Origin of the sequence: Ruegeria sp. SCP11 (genome assembly GCF_040329455.1) — a bacterium.
Lineage (GTDB): Bacteria > Pseudomonadota > Alphaproteobacteria > Rhodobacterales > Rhodobacteraceae > Ruegeria > Ruegeria atlantica_E.
Genome location: NZ_JBDZYG010000003.1, coordinates 191,555 through 208,056, shown reverse-complemented (window position 1 = coordinate 208,056; position 16,502 = coordinate 191,555). Strand labels below are relative to the sequence as shown.

Here is a 16,502-nt window from a genome sequence, read left to right as displayed (position 1 = left end):
GGCCCTGTGGCTCTAACAATCAACGCCAACAAACAGTCTGTATGTCTTTTTCAAAGATGGTGCCATCTGAGGGTTAATAAGTCAAAACGATCAGCTTAATTTTGCTTAGTCACAGCGGTTCATTGCCCTGATGTGCGACAATATCGGGCAGTGATTTTGCCAGAGTACAGGCAGCAGAAACGCGCCTGTAAACGCGAACAGGCCCCGAAGCCGATTACCGACTTCGGGGCAGGTAGGTTAGGTCCCATTCATTATGGCATCCAGTGGGTCATGTTCGGCCACAAAGTGGTTGGGCTTCACCTCACTCAGTTGCGGTACATAGTCAGCCTGTCCTGCGGCTAACCGGCTGGGTAGAAACCGCAATGCCGCTTTTGGGTCCATCGGCGAAGGCAGTTCACCGGGCAGCTTCAATCTCTGACGGCTGCGTTCGACATCCGGGTCTGGAATCGGTACGGCAGAAATCAGGGATTTGGTGTAGGGGTGGATTGGGTCTGAGCAGATCACCTCGCCATCCCCCAGTTCTACAATCCGGCCCAGATACAGCACCATGATCCGGTTCGAGACCGCCCGCACGACCGACAAGTCGTGGCTGATGAAGATCATTGAAAGGCCAAACTCTTGTTGCAGTTCCCGCAACAATTCGACGATTTGGGCCTGAATGGACACGTCCAGAGCGGAAACGGCCTCATCGCAGATGATCAGCTTGGGTTTATTGATCATTGCCCGCGCAATGCCGACTCGCTGGTTTTGCCCACCGGACAATTCATGCGGATAGCGGTTGATCATGTTGGCGTTCAAGCCAACGCGCTCCATCATCTCAGAGACCATCGTCTTGCGCTCGCGTTCGGTCAGATCCGGGCGATAGGTCTTCAGCGGTTCGGCAATCGAGGCCGAAATCGTCATCCGTGGATCAAGGCTGGCCAGCGGATCCTGGAATACGATCTGAAGGTCCTTGCGGTACTTGTTCAACTCGGCCCGTCTGAGACCGACAATTGGATGACCCAGCCAACTGACACTGCCACCGCTGGGTTCGATGAGTTGAAGAACAGCGCGGGCCAGCGTGGACTTGCCGCAGCCCGATTCACCCACAACACCCAGCGTTTCCCCCTTGCGGATATCAAAGCTGACACCGTCGACTGCTTTCAAAGGCACTTTGCGTCCGAACAACCCACCTGAAACATGGATTGGGAAATGTACCTTGACGTCGTCGACCTTGAGCAGCGGCTCGTCGACCTTGTCCAGCGCTTTGGGCGCGTCCCCGGCATCAATACGCGGCATCGCATCCAGCAATGAGCGGGTGTATTCGTGCTGCGGCGCACGAAAGATTTCGCGCGTGTCTCCGGCTTCGACGAATTGACCCAGGCGCATGACCTGGATGCGGTCGCACATGCGGGCGACAACACCCATATCGTGGGTGATCAGGGCAATTGCGGTGCCTTCGTCCTTTTGCAGGCGCACCATCAGGTCCAGAATGTCCGCCTGAACGGTGACGTCCAGGGCAGTGGTCGGCTCGTCTGCGATCAGCAGTTTGGGGTTGCACAGCATAGACATGGCGATCATCACGCGCTGGCGCATTCCGCCCGACAACTCGTGCGGGTATTGATCCAGCCGTCGCTTTGCCTCGGGGATACGCACGCGGTCCAGCCATTCCAGGCATCGGGCCCGTGCAACCGAACCTTGCAACCCTTCGTGCACCTGCAAAACTTCGCGCATCTGTTGGCCGATCCGAAGGTGCGGGGTCAGGGCGGTCAGCGGGTCCTGAAAAATCATGCCGACATCGTCGCCACGGATCTTGTTCAGCTTGTTGATGGGCAGGTTCAGGATTTCCTTGCCATTCAGCGTGGCAGACCCCAAGGCCCGTCCGGCCGGCGGCAGCAGCCCCATCGCGGCCATGAAGGTCTGACTTTTGCCTGACCCGCTTTCGCCCACAATGCCCAGGCATTCACCGGGATTGATGTCAAAGCTGATGCCTTTGACAGCCTCGACAACGCCATCAGGAGTGTCGAACTGGACGCTCAGGTCTTTTATGGAAAACAGGCTCATATCAGCGATCCTTTGGGTCCAGAGCGTCGCGCAAACCATCGCCGATGAAGAACATCGAGATGATGATGGCGACATAGATTGTCAGAGGGAACATCAACTGCCACAGCGTGCCGTAAGCCATCGTTCCTGCGCCTTCGGCAATCAAACGACCCAGGGACGTGTAGGGCTCTGAAATGCCCAGCCCAAGGAACGAAATGAAGCTTTCCATCAGGATCATTTCCGGCACCAACAGCGAGGCATAGACAATCACCACACCCAGCAGGTTGGGCAGAATATGGCGATACATAATAGTGAATTCGCTGACACCGGCGGCCCGTGCGGCTTCGATGAACTCGCGGTTCTTCAAGGTCAGGGTTTGCCCACGCACGATCCGCGCCATAGTCAGCCAACCCACCGCGCCAAGCGCGATGAACAACATGAAGAACGACCGCCCTGCGACGACCAGCAGCAAGATGACGATCAACGTTGCCGGGATCGCCAGCAAGATGTCGACGAAACGCATCATGACGCTGTCGGTGCGCCCGCCGATATATCCGGCGGCGATACCGTAGCAAGTACCAACGATCAGCGCGGTCGCCGCCCCGATCAGCCCCACCAGCAGCGAGGTCGTCGTTGCCTGAATGACGCGGCTGTAAAGGTCACGCCCGAGATCGTCGACGCCGAAAAAGTGCCCCGTTTCGATCGAGGGCATCCCCATACCGCGCACGTCACCCATGACGTTCCAGTCGATTTCTTCGTTGTTCCAGACGGCGAAATATGGACCGATGATTGTGAACAGAACGATGAGGCCCAGAATGAACACGCTGGCCATAGCAGCCTTGTTGCGAACAAACCGCATCCGCGCATCTTGCCAGAGCGACCGCCCCTGAATGACCGTGTAGTCGGTGACGTCTTCGGCCAGCTGGGCGGCTTTTTGTGATTTACCAAGCATTGCCAGCCCCTCAGTAACGGATTTTCGGATCGAACCAGGCGTAGGCCAGGTCGGTCAGCAGGTTCACGACAACGGTCAGTGCGCCATAGAGGATCGTGACCCCCAGCAGCACGGCATAGTCCCGCGACAGGGCTGAACCCACATAGGCCTGTCCCAGACCGCCGGTCGAGAAGTAGATGTCGACGAACACCGAACCGGTCAGCACGTAGACAAAGACCGGTCCCAAATACGAAACGACAGGCAAAAGCGTCGGCTTCAGCGCATGACGCCAGATCACGGTTCTGGTCGGCAGGCCTTTGGCGCGGGCGGTGCGAATGAAGTTCGAGTTCAGAACTTCCAGCATCGACGATCGCGTTATCCGCGCGATTGATCCCATGTACGAAGTCGCAAGCGCAATTACCGGCATGACCAGATATTGCCATTGCCCGCCGTTCCAGCCACCGCCAGGCAGCCATCCCAGCCACAAGGTGAATGTCAGGATCAGGATCGGGCCCATGATGAAGTTCGGCAGCGCCTGCGCTGCGATGCCCAGACCCACGGCGAAATAGTCGATCCAGCTGTTATGCTTGATCGCCGCAGCAATCCCGAGACCGACACCGATGGTCGTCGCGACCAGGAACGACAGCGAGCCATAGGTCAACGAGATCGGGAAGCCCTGTGCGATGATGTCATTCACGTCCCGGTCCTTGAACTTGAAGGACGGTCCGAAATCAAAATGCACGACGATGTTGTAGAGATAGTCCCAAAGCTGTTTCCAAAGCGGTTGGTCCAACCCGTACCGTGCCTCGATGTTGGCCAGAACTGCCGGCGGCAAAGGCCGCTCTGACGTGAAAGGCCCGCCGGGCGCGAAGTGCATCAGAAAGAAACAGGCGACGATCAGCAACAGGATCGTCGGAATGGCGACCAGCAGTCGCCGAAGACTATAGGCAAGCATTTCATGCCCCCATGTTTATTGGCCCTGCCCCGGGCGGTCCCGGGACAGGGCGCGGTTCAAAGACGATTATTCGGCGACCTTGTAGAGGTTTTTCGAGTACCAGTTCTGCTCGACGTTATTGATCGGCCAGTTCCCGACATCGGTGTCCATCATGTAGACACCCGCATAGTGATAGATCGGGATCACAGGGGTTTCCTGTGCGATGATACGCTCAACCTCGGTATATAAGGGGGCAGGGTCGTCGGCAGTTTTGGCTTGTGCCAGCAACTCGTCCACGCGGGCGTTGGCATATTTGCCGTCGTTGTAGCCCGACTGCGATTGCAGCAGGTCGAGGAAGGTGGACGCTTCGTTATAGTCGCCACACCACGCGCCACGGGCCAGATCAAAGTTCTGGTTGCCGCGCTCTTCCAGGAACACTTTCCATTCCATGTTGGCCAGTTCGACATTCACGCCCAGCTTTTGCTTCCACATCTGGCTCAGCGCCACGGCGACCTTCTTGTGGTCTTCGTTGGTGTTGTAGACCATCTCAAAGCTCAGCGGATTGTCGGGGCCATACCCGGCACCGGCCAGCAGTTCCTTGGCCAACTCGTCGCGCTCGGGCTGAGTCATCGAGGCCATTTCAACCTCGGGGACGGTGAAGCCTGCAGTGGCTTCGGGTGCGAAGGTGTAGGCCTGCGGCTGTCCACCAGCCATGACTTTTTCAGTGATGATTGCCCGATCCACTGCCAGCGACAGCGCCTGACGCACGTTGGGGTCCTTGAACGCTTCGGGGCCGTCTTCGGTCAGGTTGAAGGTGTAGTAATAGTTGCACAGGCGCGGGAAGCTGATCGCTTCGTCCGGGTGTTCCTGGCTGAGGCGGGGGAACTGGCCTGCGGGCACTTCGGTGCGGTCCAGTTCACCAGCCAGATAGCGGGTCAGGGCAACGTTCTCGTCATTGATGATTAGGGCGACCACCTTGTCGAGAATGGTGTTCTCGTTGTCCCAATACATTTCGTTGCGTTCACGAACCGAACGTTCCTGCGGCACGTGCTCGGTCAGGATATAGGCGCCGTTCGAAACGATATTTTCGGGGCGTGTCCAAGCGTCGCCATGTTCCTCGATTACCTTTTGCGGTGCCGGAAATGTGGTCGAATGCGTGGTCATCTGCGGGAAATACGGCAGAGGTGCGCTGAGGGTGACTTCCAGAGTGTGATCGTCGATGGCTTTGACGCCCAGTTCGTCAATCGGCTTTTCGCCTGCAATAATCTCGGCGGCGTTCTCGATCGACATCAACTCCATGAACCAAGCATAGGGCGAGGACAGGGCGGGATCGACGGCACGTTTCCATGCGTAGACAAAGTCGCCTGCGGTCACCGGGTCGCCGTTCGACCACTTGGCGTTGTCGCGCAGAGTAAAAGTGTAGACGTCCTTGGTTTCGTTGGTGGTGTAGTCAGTGGCGACACCCGGAACCAGATTTCCGTCTTCGTCTTGGTTCATCAGCCCTTCGAACAGGTCGCGGGTGATTTCGGCGCCATAGGTATCTTCGACAACCTGCGGGTCGACCGAGCTGTGTTCATCTCCGAGGCGATAGATAAAGGTCTGGTCGTCAGCTAGCGCTTCACCGGTTGTCGGATGGGTGCCAGCAGCGAAGGCTGCACCGGTGATCATGGTCGAGGTCAATAACCCCGCCAGAGATGTCCGAATGTACTTGTTCATGTTGTTCTACTCCCATTTTTTTAGGGGCATGGCACCCGCATCCTTTCAGGATGGCTGCCAACCATCATGTTTGTCCGACCCTGAGAGACCGGGACTGGTTCAATTTTTGCTTTTTCAGATCGCAATGAACACCGCGTCGCAGTCTTTCGGTTTGCAGTCGGGAACGTTTTTGCAAAAGTCGCCTTTCACTGGCGCTGAAGGTGACACTATTTCTAAAAAGGATAAAGATGCTGCCTTAAAAATAAGCAACTGGAGGTGGATCGTGAATGAAACAGGCGTAGGCTCGGAAATTAAATAATGAAACCTCATCCGTTCTTGACATTTTTGTGAAGGGTACCACTCGCGCTTGACCCTTGGGCAACAAGGAGAGGCGCCAATCGGCGAGGTTCCACGCGCGAATCGCTACCGCACGAGAGCGCCCTTCATGGCGGTTTCTGGGAAGCAAGTGGGCGTCCTGCCCGTCGCCTTTTGCCAGCGCCCGATTGAGCGGCGCGTTTTAAAACCGGGCAATCCGTCCGCGCCACCCACATCGTGACCTTGCTGTTCCAATGCCCGTTGCATAGCCGCGATATCCGACCGGTAGAGTTGTCCTAATTTGCCCCAGCGCCCCTTAAAGTCGCCTACGCCGTATTGAATGCGATCCCCCACATGGCCCACGAACAAGGCATACAGGTCGCTTTTGTTGTAGTCCTTCAGCACATAGAAATTCGGTGTCACGATAAAAGCAGGGCCATTACGTCCAGCGGGCATCATAAGAAAGCCTTCGCCTTGCAACTCATGCTCTGGGAACGGTCTGCCCGACACCCGGGTGACGCCCATTGCTACCCAGTCCTGAATGGGCTTGCCCTGATCCGGCCCCTCTAAAGCACAAGAAACTGAGGCCGGAACGTTCACTTCAAAGCCCCAATCGCGGCCGGTGACCCAACCATGTTGGGACAAAAAACTCCCGATTGATGCGATTGTATCGTCTGGTGAACCCCAGATATCTGATCGACCGTCACCGTTGCCATCGGCCGCATAGATTAGAAAGTTTGACGGCATGAATTGTGGTTGACCCAACGCCCCAGCCCAGCTGCTTTTCAAGGTGCCCGGTGGCGCGTGACCGGCCTCCGCTATCTGCAGCGCGGCAATCAGCTCTTTGGTGAAATAGTCAGAACGGGTGCTCATGAAGCCTTTCGTACTTAGAACCTGAAAGGCGTTGTGTCGGATTGGCACTTGGCCATACCCGCTCTCGCGGCCCCAAATAGCCAGGATGATGCGTCCGGGCACGCCTGTTTCCGCCTCAACGCGTGCCAAAGTCGTTGAATGGCGACGCGCCATTTGTCGCCCTGTGGCTGTGGCCCCCTGAACAGAGCCATTGTTGAAGTAGCGTCCTGGTGATCCGAATTCGGCCTGTTTTTGTCGCTTGGGCACTTGCGCTTGGCTGCCCGGCGGCACCAAATCCGGTAGCTTCCAGTTGAGTGTGACTCCCTCGAAAGCCTGGCGCATTGTGCGGCGCGAGACGCCGCTGGTCTTGGCCTGTGGCCATACGGTATCTTGCAGCCATGCTTGAAACTGACGTTCAACCGCCGCGCGATCCTGCGCGTATGCGCTGGTTGCAAGACACCAAAGACAAAGGGCGAGAATAATTGGACGCATCACCAAAATGTCTCGCGCGCCTCCGATGTTAAGTCAACCGCGGCATTGGCGGTGATTTGCGCAATCGTAATGCTACGGTTGTTCAGGCGGTGTGTCGGGTAATCGATGATTATGGAAAATTCCTTGAGAAAATTCCTGACTCTGCCGATAGTTGGCCGAAAGCGACGACGTAAGAGGAAGATCAGGCGTGGCCTTTCCCAGACCCTTACCTGTGTCACGGGCAATGCCGTTGGCGGCAATTGTAGTCGCCGCGACAGCGCAGATGGCAGGGGCGAGCGACAGTTTCATGGACCCTCAGGGCCCAATTGCGGCGGTCCAGAAGGTTCATCTGCTGCGGGCAACGGTTCTGATCCTCATTGCCGTGGTCCCCGTTCTGGTTCTGGTGCCGCTGATTGCGTTGCGATACCGGCGTCGTAAGGACAGCGCTGCTACGTACCGGCCGAAATGGGATTTCTCCCCGCCGCTGGAATTCGCCATGTGGGGCGTGCCTGTTGTCATTGTTGCTCTGTTGTCCTTTTACCTGTGGAAAGCAACGCACCGGCTTGACCCTTACGCAGCCAGGTTCGGTGAAACCCCCGCACTTAATGTTCAGGTCGTTGGGCTGGATTGGAAATGGCTGTTCATTTACCCCGATCTGGGTATTGCCAGTGTCGGAGAGCTGGGCATCCCGGTTAAGCAACAAGTTGCAATGACGCTGACCACTGACACGGTCATGCAATCTTTTATGATCCCGGCTTTGGCCGGGCAGATTTACGCCATGCCCGGAATGACGACGCAACTGCATTTGGTGGCCGATACGCCCAAGACGATGCAGGGCGAGAACACGCAATACAACGGCCGCGGCTTTACCAAGCAGAAATTCAAAACGCTCGCTATGCAATCAGAGGATTTCAGTTCTTGGGTCGAGGCTGTTCGCGCCAATGGCATTCCACTGGACCCTCAGACCTACCGCACTTTGGCCATGCGCACTGACCGGGATGAGGTTCAGGCCGCGCTGGGAACCGCCCAGATGCCAGATGACGCTCTGTATTTCACGCTGGTAGAGGGTGATTTGTTCCAGTCTATTCTGCATCGCTATCACGGTGGGAAACCGCTGCCTGTGGATCAGCAGCCGGGAAGCTTTGAATACGGGCAGGAGGGCACGCAATGACCGACACCGGTTTCTTTGGCCGCCTAAGCTGGGATTCCTTCCCGATTGCCGGTCTGATCCAGACACCCAACGCGAATGAAATCGTAGCTAATGCAGCCGCCGCTGTTGTGGTCGTCGGTGTTGTCGTTGTCGTTGGATTGCTGACATGGTTCCGCCTGTGGGGGCCGCTGTGGCGCGACTGGCTGACCAGCGCCGATCATAAAAAGATCGGTATCATGTATATCGTCTTTGCCATCGTCATGTTGGCAAGAGGCGTGTTGGAGGGCGTGGTCATGCGCGCCCAGCAGGCGGCTGGGCCGGGCGATGGGTTTCTAGAAGCCGAGCATTTCGCCGAGCTGTTCAGCACCCATGGCACAATCATGGTGTTCTTTGTCGCTGTGCCATTTGTGTTCGGATTGGCAAACTTTTTGATCCCACTGATGATCGGTGCGCGGGATGTGGCCTTTCCGGTGATGAACCAGATCAGCCTGGGTCTGACCGTTTCGGCCGGCATGATGTTGATGGTGTCACTGGTTGTCGGTAACTTCTCTACCGGCGGTTGGACGGCCTATCCGCCGTATACGGGGGCCGCCTTCAACCCCGGCGTAGGACCAGATTACTGGATATGGGCCATCGTCGTTTCGGGCATCGGTACCACATTGACGGGCATCAACTTTGCGGTGACGATCTACAAGCTGCGGGCGCCGGGAATGAAGTTCATGCGGTTGCCGATGTATTGCTGGACCATCATCAGCAGCTCAATCCTGATTATCTTTGCAATGCCGCCACTCGGGGTGGCGGCGCTGATGTTGGCGGCGGACCGCTATCTGGGCTTTCACTTTTTTACCAATGACCTTGGCGGCAACATGATGAACTACGCCAACCTGTTTTGGCTGTTCGGCCACCCAGAGGTCTATCTGTTGGTCCTGCCTGCCTATGGCATCTATTCCGAGATCTTTGCGACGTTCTCGGCCAAACGCCTTTATGGTTACAACTCACTGGTGATCGCCACGATGTGTATCGCGGTGCTGTCTTTCACCGTTTGGCTGCACCATTTCTTCACAATGGGCCAAAGTGCTCTGATCAATGCGGTGTTCGGGATCGCCACCATGCTGATCGCGATCCCGACAGGTGTGAAAGTCTATGACTGGATGGCAACCCTTTATCGCGGCCGCATCCGGTTTTCTGTGCCGATGCTCTACGGCTTGGCGTTTCTGATGCTGTTTGTGATTGGCGGGTTGTCTGGCGTGATCCTCGCCAATCCCACGGTCGACTATCAAGTGCATAACACCCTGTTTCTGGTCGCGCATTTCCACAACGTCCTGCTGCCGGGCGTATTGTTCGGTCTGCTGGCCGGGTACAACTACTGGTTCCCCAAAGCCTTTGGTTTCCGCTTGAACGAATACTGGGGCCGGATCACAGTCGTACTTTGGACGGTCGGATTCATGTTGACCTTCTTACCGCTCTATTTCGTTGGCCTCATGGGAATGCCGCGCCGGTCGTTCAGCTGGGAAGACCCCAGCTTTCACCCCTATATGATCATCGCTGTTATGGGCGCGTTGGTGATCCTCTCAGCCTTGCTGTCGGTGGTTTTTCAACTGTGGGTCAGCATCCGCGACCGGGAAAAAACCCGTGTGCCAGTCGGTGATCCTTGGGACGCACGGACGCTGGAATGGTCAATCCCGGCACCGCCGCCGCCTTACAACTTTGCAATCATCCCACAGGTCACAGACAGGGACAATTTCGCGGCCGCCAAGGAACGAGGTAACGCCTATCCGACACCTGACGCCTATGAAGACATAACAATGCCGCGCAACACCGCCATCGGGTTCATCCTGTGCGTGCTTAGTGGTGTCTGGATGTTCGCATTGGTCTGGTGGATCTGGTGGCTGGCTGCATTGATGACGGGCTTGATGTTGCTGTCCTTCATTCTCTGGACCTTCAGACTGAATATCGAAGAGGTCATCCCCGCCGAAGAAGTGCGCAAACAACATGAGGCTTGGCTGGATCTGGTCCATAGTTCAATGGCCGTGGACCGTGACCATGAAACCGCTCCGGAAAACCGCGGTCTTGCCCGCCCTGATCTGGAGGCGGTGACATGAAGCGCGCACCGACCCACAGCTATCCAGGTCTAAATCTCGGGCGAAGGCACGCTAGCGCCGACAAGGCCAGCGAGGTCGTAACCTTTGGCTTTTGGGTCTTCCTGATGAGCGATCTGGTCTATTTCGGCCTGATGTTCGCCATTTACATCACAATGATTGACGCCCAGGCCGGAGGGCCAGGTCCGCATGAGCTTTTCGACCTGAGAAGCATCTTTGCCCAAACCATGATCCTGCTCACCAGTAGCCTGACCGTCGGGCTGGCGATGTTGGCCTTGAAATACAATCTGCCCCGGTCACGGATCGTTTTCTGGTTTTGTGTGACACTTGTTTTGGGGCTCTGCTTTTTGGTTCTGGAGGTCCGCGATTTCATCTCAATGGCCGAAAAAGGCGGCATTCCCCAACGCAGCGGGTTCTTGTCGGCGTTTTACGGATTGGTTCCGCTGCACGGGCTGCATGTGGCGGCGGGGTGTCTGTGGTTGGTTGTTCTGGGCATCCAGTTACGGTTGTTTGGCCTGACCGATCTGTTGATGTCGCGTGTGGTGCGGTTGGCCTTGTTCTGGCACTTCCTCGACCTAATCTGGATCGGCATCATCACCATCGTATATTTCGGAGGGCTGGCCTATGGATAAGCGCAGCGAAATGCACCGGCGCGAGCGCCGTAGGTATGTGATTGGCTATGGCGGTTCGTTGTTGCTGACATTCGCCGTGTTCACAATCGCCTACACATACGGCATTGAAACTAAGGGGGTCTACCTGTCGATTGCGTTGCTAGGGTTAGCGCAGTTGATCGTGCAGCTGGTTTACTTCCTCCATATCGACCGCCGTCGCAGCAGCCGTGAAGATCTGGACTTAGTTCTTTTTTCAACACTTGTTTTGCTGATTATCATCCTCGGAACTGTCTGGATTATGGGCAATCTAGCGGTGCGGATGCACACCTATCCAATGTAACGCCTTGTAAGAGAACGGATTTATGAAGCTTTTTAAAGCCGTAGCCGCAGCAGTCATGCTGATCGCAATTGCCGCCGGCCTGTTTCTCTATTGGCGCCATGAAGAACGCTACCCCTCGACCAAGGATGCGTACGTTGGTGCAAATATTATCAAAGTTGCTGCAAGAGTAACCGGTCAAGTTGCAGAGGTACCAATCACGGACAATCAGCCGGTAAAGGCAGGCGATCTTCTGTTCACGATTGATGAAACGCAGTTCAAAGCTTCTGTCGACCAGGCTCAGGCCAATCTGGATAGCGCCATGCAGCAGGCGCAATCGTACTCTACCCAGATCACGGCGGCTGAAGCGGCTGTCGAGTCCACGCAATCAGCCTATGACACAGCCAAGAACAATTTCGAACGCGCCAAGGCTCTGTTCTCGGACGGCGATCTGGCGCAGGCCTCACTGGACCAAGCGACAACAACCTTTGCCGAGGCCTCGGCCCGGTTGACCGCGAGCCAGTCCACCCTTTTGGCACTCCAAAGTGGACTGTCTGCAAAGCAGGACGATGTTCTGTCGTCGCGTGCGCAGCTTGAGATTGCACAGGCCGACTTGAACTGGACCAGGGTCTACGCCACGTCGGATGGGTGGATTGCCAACCTGACTCTGCGACCAGGTTCGGCGGTGTCAGCCAATGCACCGCAGTTTTCGATTGTTGAATCGTCGGATTGGTGGGTCGACGCGAATTTCAAGGAAACTTCGCTACCGCGCATACGTCCGGGTCAGCCGGTCACGGTAAAGGTCGACATGCTGCCGGGCGTGACTTTGAAGGGCAAAGTTGCCTCAATTGGGCGGGGATCAGGGGATACGTTTTCGTTGTTGCCGTCTGAGAATTCCAGCGGCAATTGGGTTAAGGTCACCCGGCGGTTTCCAGTACGTGTCGAATTAAATCCGACTGATGCGCCGCTGCGCGTCGGTGGCAGCAGTAAGGTGATCGTAGATACCACAGTGGATCAGGTCGAAAAATGACGGGTTCGGCGGCCGGCCGCGTCAATCCGGTAATCGTCATCGCCGTTGTACTCAGCGCCATTCTCGAGGTGTTGGACAGCACGATCGTCAATGTCGCTCTCCCTCACATTCAGGCGGCGTTTGGCGCTACAACTGATCAAGCGACGTGGATTCTAACCAGTTATATCGTCTCTGCGGTTGTGGTGATGCCGCTAACCGGTTTTGTCGCGCGCCGGGTTGGACGGCGCAGGCTGATCCTGACCGCCATTGCTGGCTTTACCACCATGTCCGTCATGTGTGGCCTGTCTTGGAGTCTTGAGACTATTGTCTTTTTTCGCTTGGCGCAGGGGATGTTCGGCGCGTTTTTGATTCCACTGTCACAATCTATCCTGTTTGATGCCTTTCCTCGCGCAAAACGCGGACAGGCGATGGCGCTATTTGGGTTGGGTGTCGTGGTGGCCCCGGTCCTCGGGCCGACAGTTGGAGCGATCCTGACGGAATATTTCTCGTGGCGGATGGTGTTCTTCGTTAATTTGCCGGTTGCCGCCCTGGCATTGTTGCTGCTGACAGGAGAATTGCCCGAAGACAAGACCGAAGAGGTTCGGATCGACTGGACCGGTCTTGCCATGCTGGCCATCGGCATCGGCTGTCTGCAGTTCATCCTGGACCAGGGCGAGAGCAAGGATTGGCTGTCGTCCCGCGTTATTCAGGTGGCGGTGATCGCCTCGGTCTTGGGTGCGCTAGGGTTCATTATTCACGCGCTTACCACCAGGCGCCCGGTCGTCGATCTGCGCCTGTTTGCGGATCGTAACTTTGCCCTGTGCAATCTGGTTATTGCCGGATTTGCGGTTTCTTTGTTCGGAGGTATCGCGATCCTGCCAACTTTTGTGCAGAACTTGCTGGACTACCCGGTAATTGCCTCAGGCCACCTCTTCATTCCGCGCGGTATAACGGCGGGCTTGTCCATGGTTGTGACGGGCGCAGTTTTGGTGTCACGCTTCGATCCACGGTTGCTGGCCGGCATTGGGATGATGCTGACTGCCGTGAGTAATTTCATGATGGGCGCGCTCAACATGAATGCGGGGTTCTGGGAATTGGCTTGGCCGGGAGCTGTCAGTGGGTTAGGCATGGGGCTGGTCTTTGTACCGATGTCGATTTTGGCGTTCGAAAGCATCTCGAAGGATCGACAGGACGAAGCCTCGGGCCTGTTCAACGTGACCCGACAGTTGGGTTCATCGGTTGGAATCTCGCTTGTGGGCACTTGGGTGGTACGCGGTTTGCAGACGAATACGGCGGTGCTCAGCCAGAACGTGACGCCCTATAACCCGGCGGCACAGGCTTATCTGGAACCACTTGGGCTGACGCCAGACAGTGCCGAAGGCGCCGCTATTCTGGGGCAGGAAATCTATAGCCAAGCCGAGATGATTTCCTACCTGACCGTTTTCAACAACCTAGGCTTGCTAGCCTTGGCGACGATCCCATTGCTGTTTTTCTGTAAAGCGCCGAGTCCTGGCACGCAGGCGGTGGCGCCAGCCCATTAACGTATCAGGAAAAGGCCTAGCCACAGGGCGAACCAGCACAAGGCCAGGCTCAGCAGTATATTTCCTGCAGCCAGAGCAATCGTGCGTTCGCGTCGCAACTCTAGCGACTGATAGGCAAAGCTGGAAAAGGTTGTGAAGCCGCCACAAAACCCGAAGACCAGCCTTCTTTCTTCTTCGCCCATTTCGACAGGGCCACCCAGATACCCAATCCACAGGCCCAGCAGCAGGCTACCCAGAACGTTCACGATCAGGGTCGCAAAGGGAAGGTCGTGCTGGACCCGCAGTGCGATCCAATGGCGCAACACTGCCCCCAGACCACCACCAAGTCCGAACATGGCGTGCAGGTAGAGCTCGCTCATCCCGCCGACCCCGGCCTGTGAAATCGCCGTCCGATGGCCTCACCCAAAATGGCGGCCGCGATGCCGATAGCGATTTCCAACCCCGCAGCTGAGATTGCACCCCATATATTCAATGTGGCCATGCGCTCTAGCTCAGCAACAAACGACGAGAAGGTCGATAACCCGCCGCAGAACCCAACTGCGCCAAGGTGCAGAACATGCGCGTGTACACGGTGCCTCACCGCATAGAGCCAGCCGAGTATGAAACAGGCGAAAATGTTAATGCCAAACGTCGCCGTCAAAATAGGAGCGCCGGGGATTTGGACTGCGAACACCTCTCGCAGCAGCGACCCGGCAGCACCACCCACAAAAACGGCGATGAACATCAGGGCTGCGGGTCGGGTCTGTGTCACGGCCAATCTTTCTGCCCAATTTCACCTTTGTTTTGGCATACATATTGCCGTCGCAAGGATCAACTGTGCGCCGACCGCGAGTTCATTTCACAAGCCGTAATTGTCCTGTTAGGGCTGGCATAAACGCTTGCAACCAAAAGCCGATTTGTTCCACGGTTAGCCTTATGATCGCCACGCGCGAACAGACTGGATCAGGCATCAAGCTGGGAGAGCACGAAATGATTGTACGCAGACTCTATTACTTCCTGAGCTATGTGTGCCTGCCTTTGACTTTGCTATTGGGGTTTTTCTGGCCTCCGGTCCATTGGTTGTTGGTCATCCTAATTCCCTATGCGGTTGTCGGGCTGTATGACCTACTGACTACCAAGCATAACGTGCTGAACAATTACCCGGTTCTGGGGCATTTCCGATACATGCTGGAGTTCGTCAGCCCGGAAATCCGCCAGTATTTTGTGGAAACCAACGAAAGCGGCCGCCCGTACAACCGGATCATTCGCAGCCTGGTCTATTCCCGCGCTAAGGGGCAGGTGGATACGCAAGCTTTTGGCACCCAATTCGACATTCAGACTGTGGGGTACCACAGGGCCAATCACTCTCTTGCGCCCAAGCACGTGGACGAAAGCGAAGAGCGGGTGATGCTGGGAGGGCCGCAATGCAGCAAGCCATACCTCGCCTCACGCCTCAACGTTTCTGCCATGAGTTTCGGGGCCCTCAGTGCCAATGCGATCCGGGCGTTGAACGGTGGGGCCAAAGATGGTGATTTTGCCCATAACACGGGTGAAGGCGGTCTCTCTCCTCACCATTTGGCCGAGGGCGGAGATATCATTTGGCAGATCGGTACCGGGTATTTTGGCTGCCGCACGCCGGACGGTGGGTTCGATAAGGATTTGTTCGCTGAAAAGGCTAAGAAGGACGTCGTCAAAGCGATCGAAATCAAGTTGTCACAAGGTGCAAAACCCTCCCACGGTGGGGTTTTACCTGCGGCCAAGGTGGACAAGGAAATTGCCGAAATTCGGGGTGTACCAGAGCATCAGGATGTTATTTCTCCTCCCATCCACTCGGCTTTCGAAGGTCCGACGGGGTTGATGCACTTTGTACAGCACCTGCGCGAAATGTCGGATGGCAAGCCCATCGGCTTCAAGCTGTGTATTGGGCGACCGTCCGAGTTCATGGCGATCTGCAAAGCGATGCTTGAAACCGGAATTCTGCCGGACTTTATCACCATTGATGGTGCAGAAGGGGGCACCGGAGCAGCTCCGGTGGAATTCACCAACCGTTTGGGCATGCCGCTGAATGAGGCGCTGATCTTCGTCAACAACTGTTTGCGCGGGGTGGGGTTGCGTGACAAGATCCGGATCATTTGCTCGGGTAAGGTGGCCACGGGTTATGATATGGTCGAGAAATTCGCGCTTGGCGCCGATATGTGTAACGCCGCGAGGGCCATGATGTTTGCGGTCGGTTGTATTCAGGCGTTGCATTGCAATACGAACCGTTGCCCTTCAGGAGTGGCAACACAGGATCCGATCCGGGGGCAAGCAGTGCACGTGCCTCGAAAACGCAAGCGGGTGCATCGCTTTCACGATGCTACGTTGGAAAGTTTCCGCGAACTTTTGGGGGCAATGGGCAAGGAAAAGGTTTCGGATCTGCGCCCAAGCGATATTCGTCGGCGTCTGGCGGATGAGCGGGAAAGGTCATATGCGGACCTCTATACCTTTCTCGATGAGGGTGTTTTGCTGACGGACGCGGTGCCGGACGAATTTGCTGCGGACTGGAAATTGGCCACTGCGGAAAACTTCTAATTTTTT

Annotated in this window: 14 protein-coding genes; 7 read left to right on the top strand and 7 right to left on the bottom strand. The window is 56.3% G+C overall.

Annotated features, from left to right (window positions below):
• Positions 1–237: 237 nt before the first annotated feature.
• The 5 genes from ABLN94_RS06465 to ABLN94_RS06445 all read right to left on the bottom strand — a co-directional run bounded on the left by ABLN94_RS06465 (position 238) and on the right by ABLN94_RS06445 (position 7,241).
• A complete protein-coding gene (locus ABLN94_RS06465; protein ID WP_352990593.1) occupies positions 238–2,043 on the bottom strand; it encodes an ABC transporter ATP-binding protein in 1,806 nt (601 codons plus the stop codon).
• A 1-nt stretch (position 2,044) separates the two neighbouring features.
• On the bottom strand, positions 2,045–2,974 hold the full coding sequence (locus ABLN94_RS06460) for an ABC transporter permease subunit (RefSeq protein WP_170492631.1): 930 nt from the start codon (positions 2,972–2,974) through the stop codon (positions 2,045–2,047).
• Positions 2,975–2,984: 10 nt separating this feature from the next.
• Positions 2,985–3,908, bottom strand: coding sequence for an oligopeptide ABC transporter permease OppB (gene oppB, locus ABLN94_RS06455; protein WP_170492636.1), 924 nt, complete (start codon positions 3,906–3,908; stop codon positions 2,985–2,987).
• A gap of 66 nt (positions 3,909–3,974) precedes the next feature.
• Positions 3,975–5,603: a peptide ABC transporter substrate-binding protein gene (locus ABLN94_RS06450; RefSeq protein WP_352990590.1), complete on the bottom strand. Its 1,629-nt coding sequence runs from the start codon at positions 5,601–5,603 to the stop codon at positions 3,975–3,977.
• 402 nt (positions 5,604–6,005) lie between these two features.
• Positions 6,006–7,241 (bottom strand): lytic murein transglycosylase, encoded by a 1,236-nt coding sequence (locus ABLN94_RS06445; protein ID WP_352990962.1) that lies wholly within the window; start codon positions 7,239–7,241, stop codon positions 6,006–6,008.
• 187 nt (positions 7,242–7,428) lie between these two features.
• Here ABLN94_RS06445 and ABLN94_RS06440 point away from each other — a divergent pair, with 187 nt between their 5' ends.
• The 6 genes from ABLN94_RS06440 to ABLN94_RS06415 are packed head-to-tail and all read left to right on the top strand — an operon-like array spanning position 7,429 to position 13,946.
• Positions 7,429–8,391, top strand: coding sequence for a cytochrome ubiquinol oxidase subunit II (locus ABLN94_RS06440; RefSeq protein ID WP_352990587.1), 963 nt, complete (start codon positions 7,429–7,431; stop codon positions 8,389–8,391).
• Positions 8,388–10,472, top strand: coding sequence for a cbb3-type cytochrome c oxidase subunit I (locus ABLN94_RS06435; RefSeq protein WP_352990584.1), 2,085 nt, complete (start codon positions 8,388–8,390; stop codon positions 10,470–10,472). The genes ABLN94_RS06440 and ABLN94_RS06435 overlap by 4 nt, the downstream gene beginning before the upstream one ends.
• Positions 10,469–11,101: a cytochrome c oxidase subunit 3 gene (locus tag ABLN94_RS06430; protein WP_352990581.1), complete on the top strand. Its 633-nt coding sequence runs from the start codon at positions 10,469–10,471 to the stop codon at positions 11,099–11,101. The genes ABLN94_RS06435 and ABLN94_RS06430 overlap by 4 nt, the downstream gene beginning before the upstream one ends.
• Entirely contained in the window at positions 11,094–11,420 is a 327-nt protein-coding gene (locus tag ABLN94_RS06425; protein ID WP_352990578.1) for a cytochrome o ubiquinol oxidase subunit IV, read from the top strand. Before ABLN94_RS06430 ends, ABLN94_RS06425 begins: the two co-directional genes overlap by 8 nt.
• A gap of 22 nt (positions 11,421–11,442) precedes the next feature.
• On the top strand, positions 11,443–12,426 hold the full coding sequence (locus tag ABLN94_RS06420) for an HlyD family secretion protein (protein ID WP_352990575.1): 984 nt from the start codon (positions 11,443–11,445) through the stop codon (positions 12,424–12,426).
• Complete coding sequence (locus ABLN94_RS06415) at positions 12,423–13,946, top strand: DHA2 family efflux MFS transporter permease subunit (protein ID WP_352990573.1); 1,524 nt, start codon at positions 12,423–12,425, stop codon at positions 13,944–13,946. The genes ABLN94_RS06420 and ABLN94_RS06415 overlap by 4 nt, the downstream gene beginning before the upstream one ends.
• Here ABLN94_RS06415 and ABLN94_RS06410 read toward each other — a convergent pair.
• Together ABLN94_RS06410 and ABLN94_RS06405 are read right to left on the bottom strand one after the other, a co-directional pair.
• A complete protein-coding gene (locus ABLN94_RS06410; RefSeq protein ID WP_352990571.1) occupies positions 13,943–14,305 on the bottom strand; it encodes a fluoride efflux transporter FluC in 363 nt (120 codons plus the stop codon). The genes ABLN94_RS06415 and ABLN94_RS06410 overlap by 4 nt on opposite strands.
• Positions 14,302–14,697, bottom strand: a complete 396-nt coding sequence (locus ABLN94_RS06405) for a FluC/FEX family fluoride channel (protein ID WP_352990568.1) — start codon at positions 14,695–14,697, stop codon at positions 14,302–14,304. Before ABLN94_RS06405 ends, ABLN94_RS06410 begins: the two co-directional genes overlap by 4 nt.
• Positions 14,698–14,915: 218 nt before the next feature.
• Here ABLN94_RS06405 and ABLN94_RS06400 point away from each other — a divergent pair, with 218 nt between their 5' ends.
• Entirely contained in the window at positions 14,916–16,496 is a 1,581-nt protein-coding gene (locus ABLN94_RS06400; protein ID WP_352990565.1) for an FMN-binding glutamate synthase family protein, read from the top strand.
• The last annotated feature ends 6 nt before the right edge of the window (positions 16,497–16,502 follow it).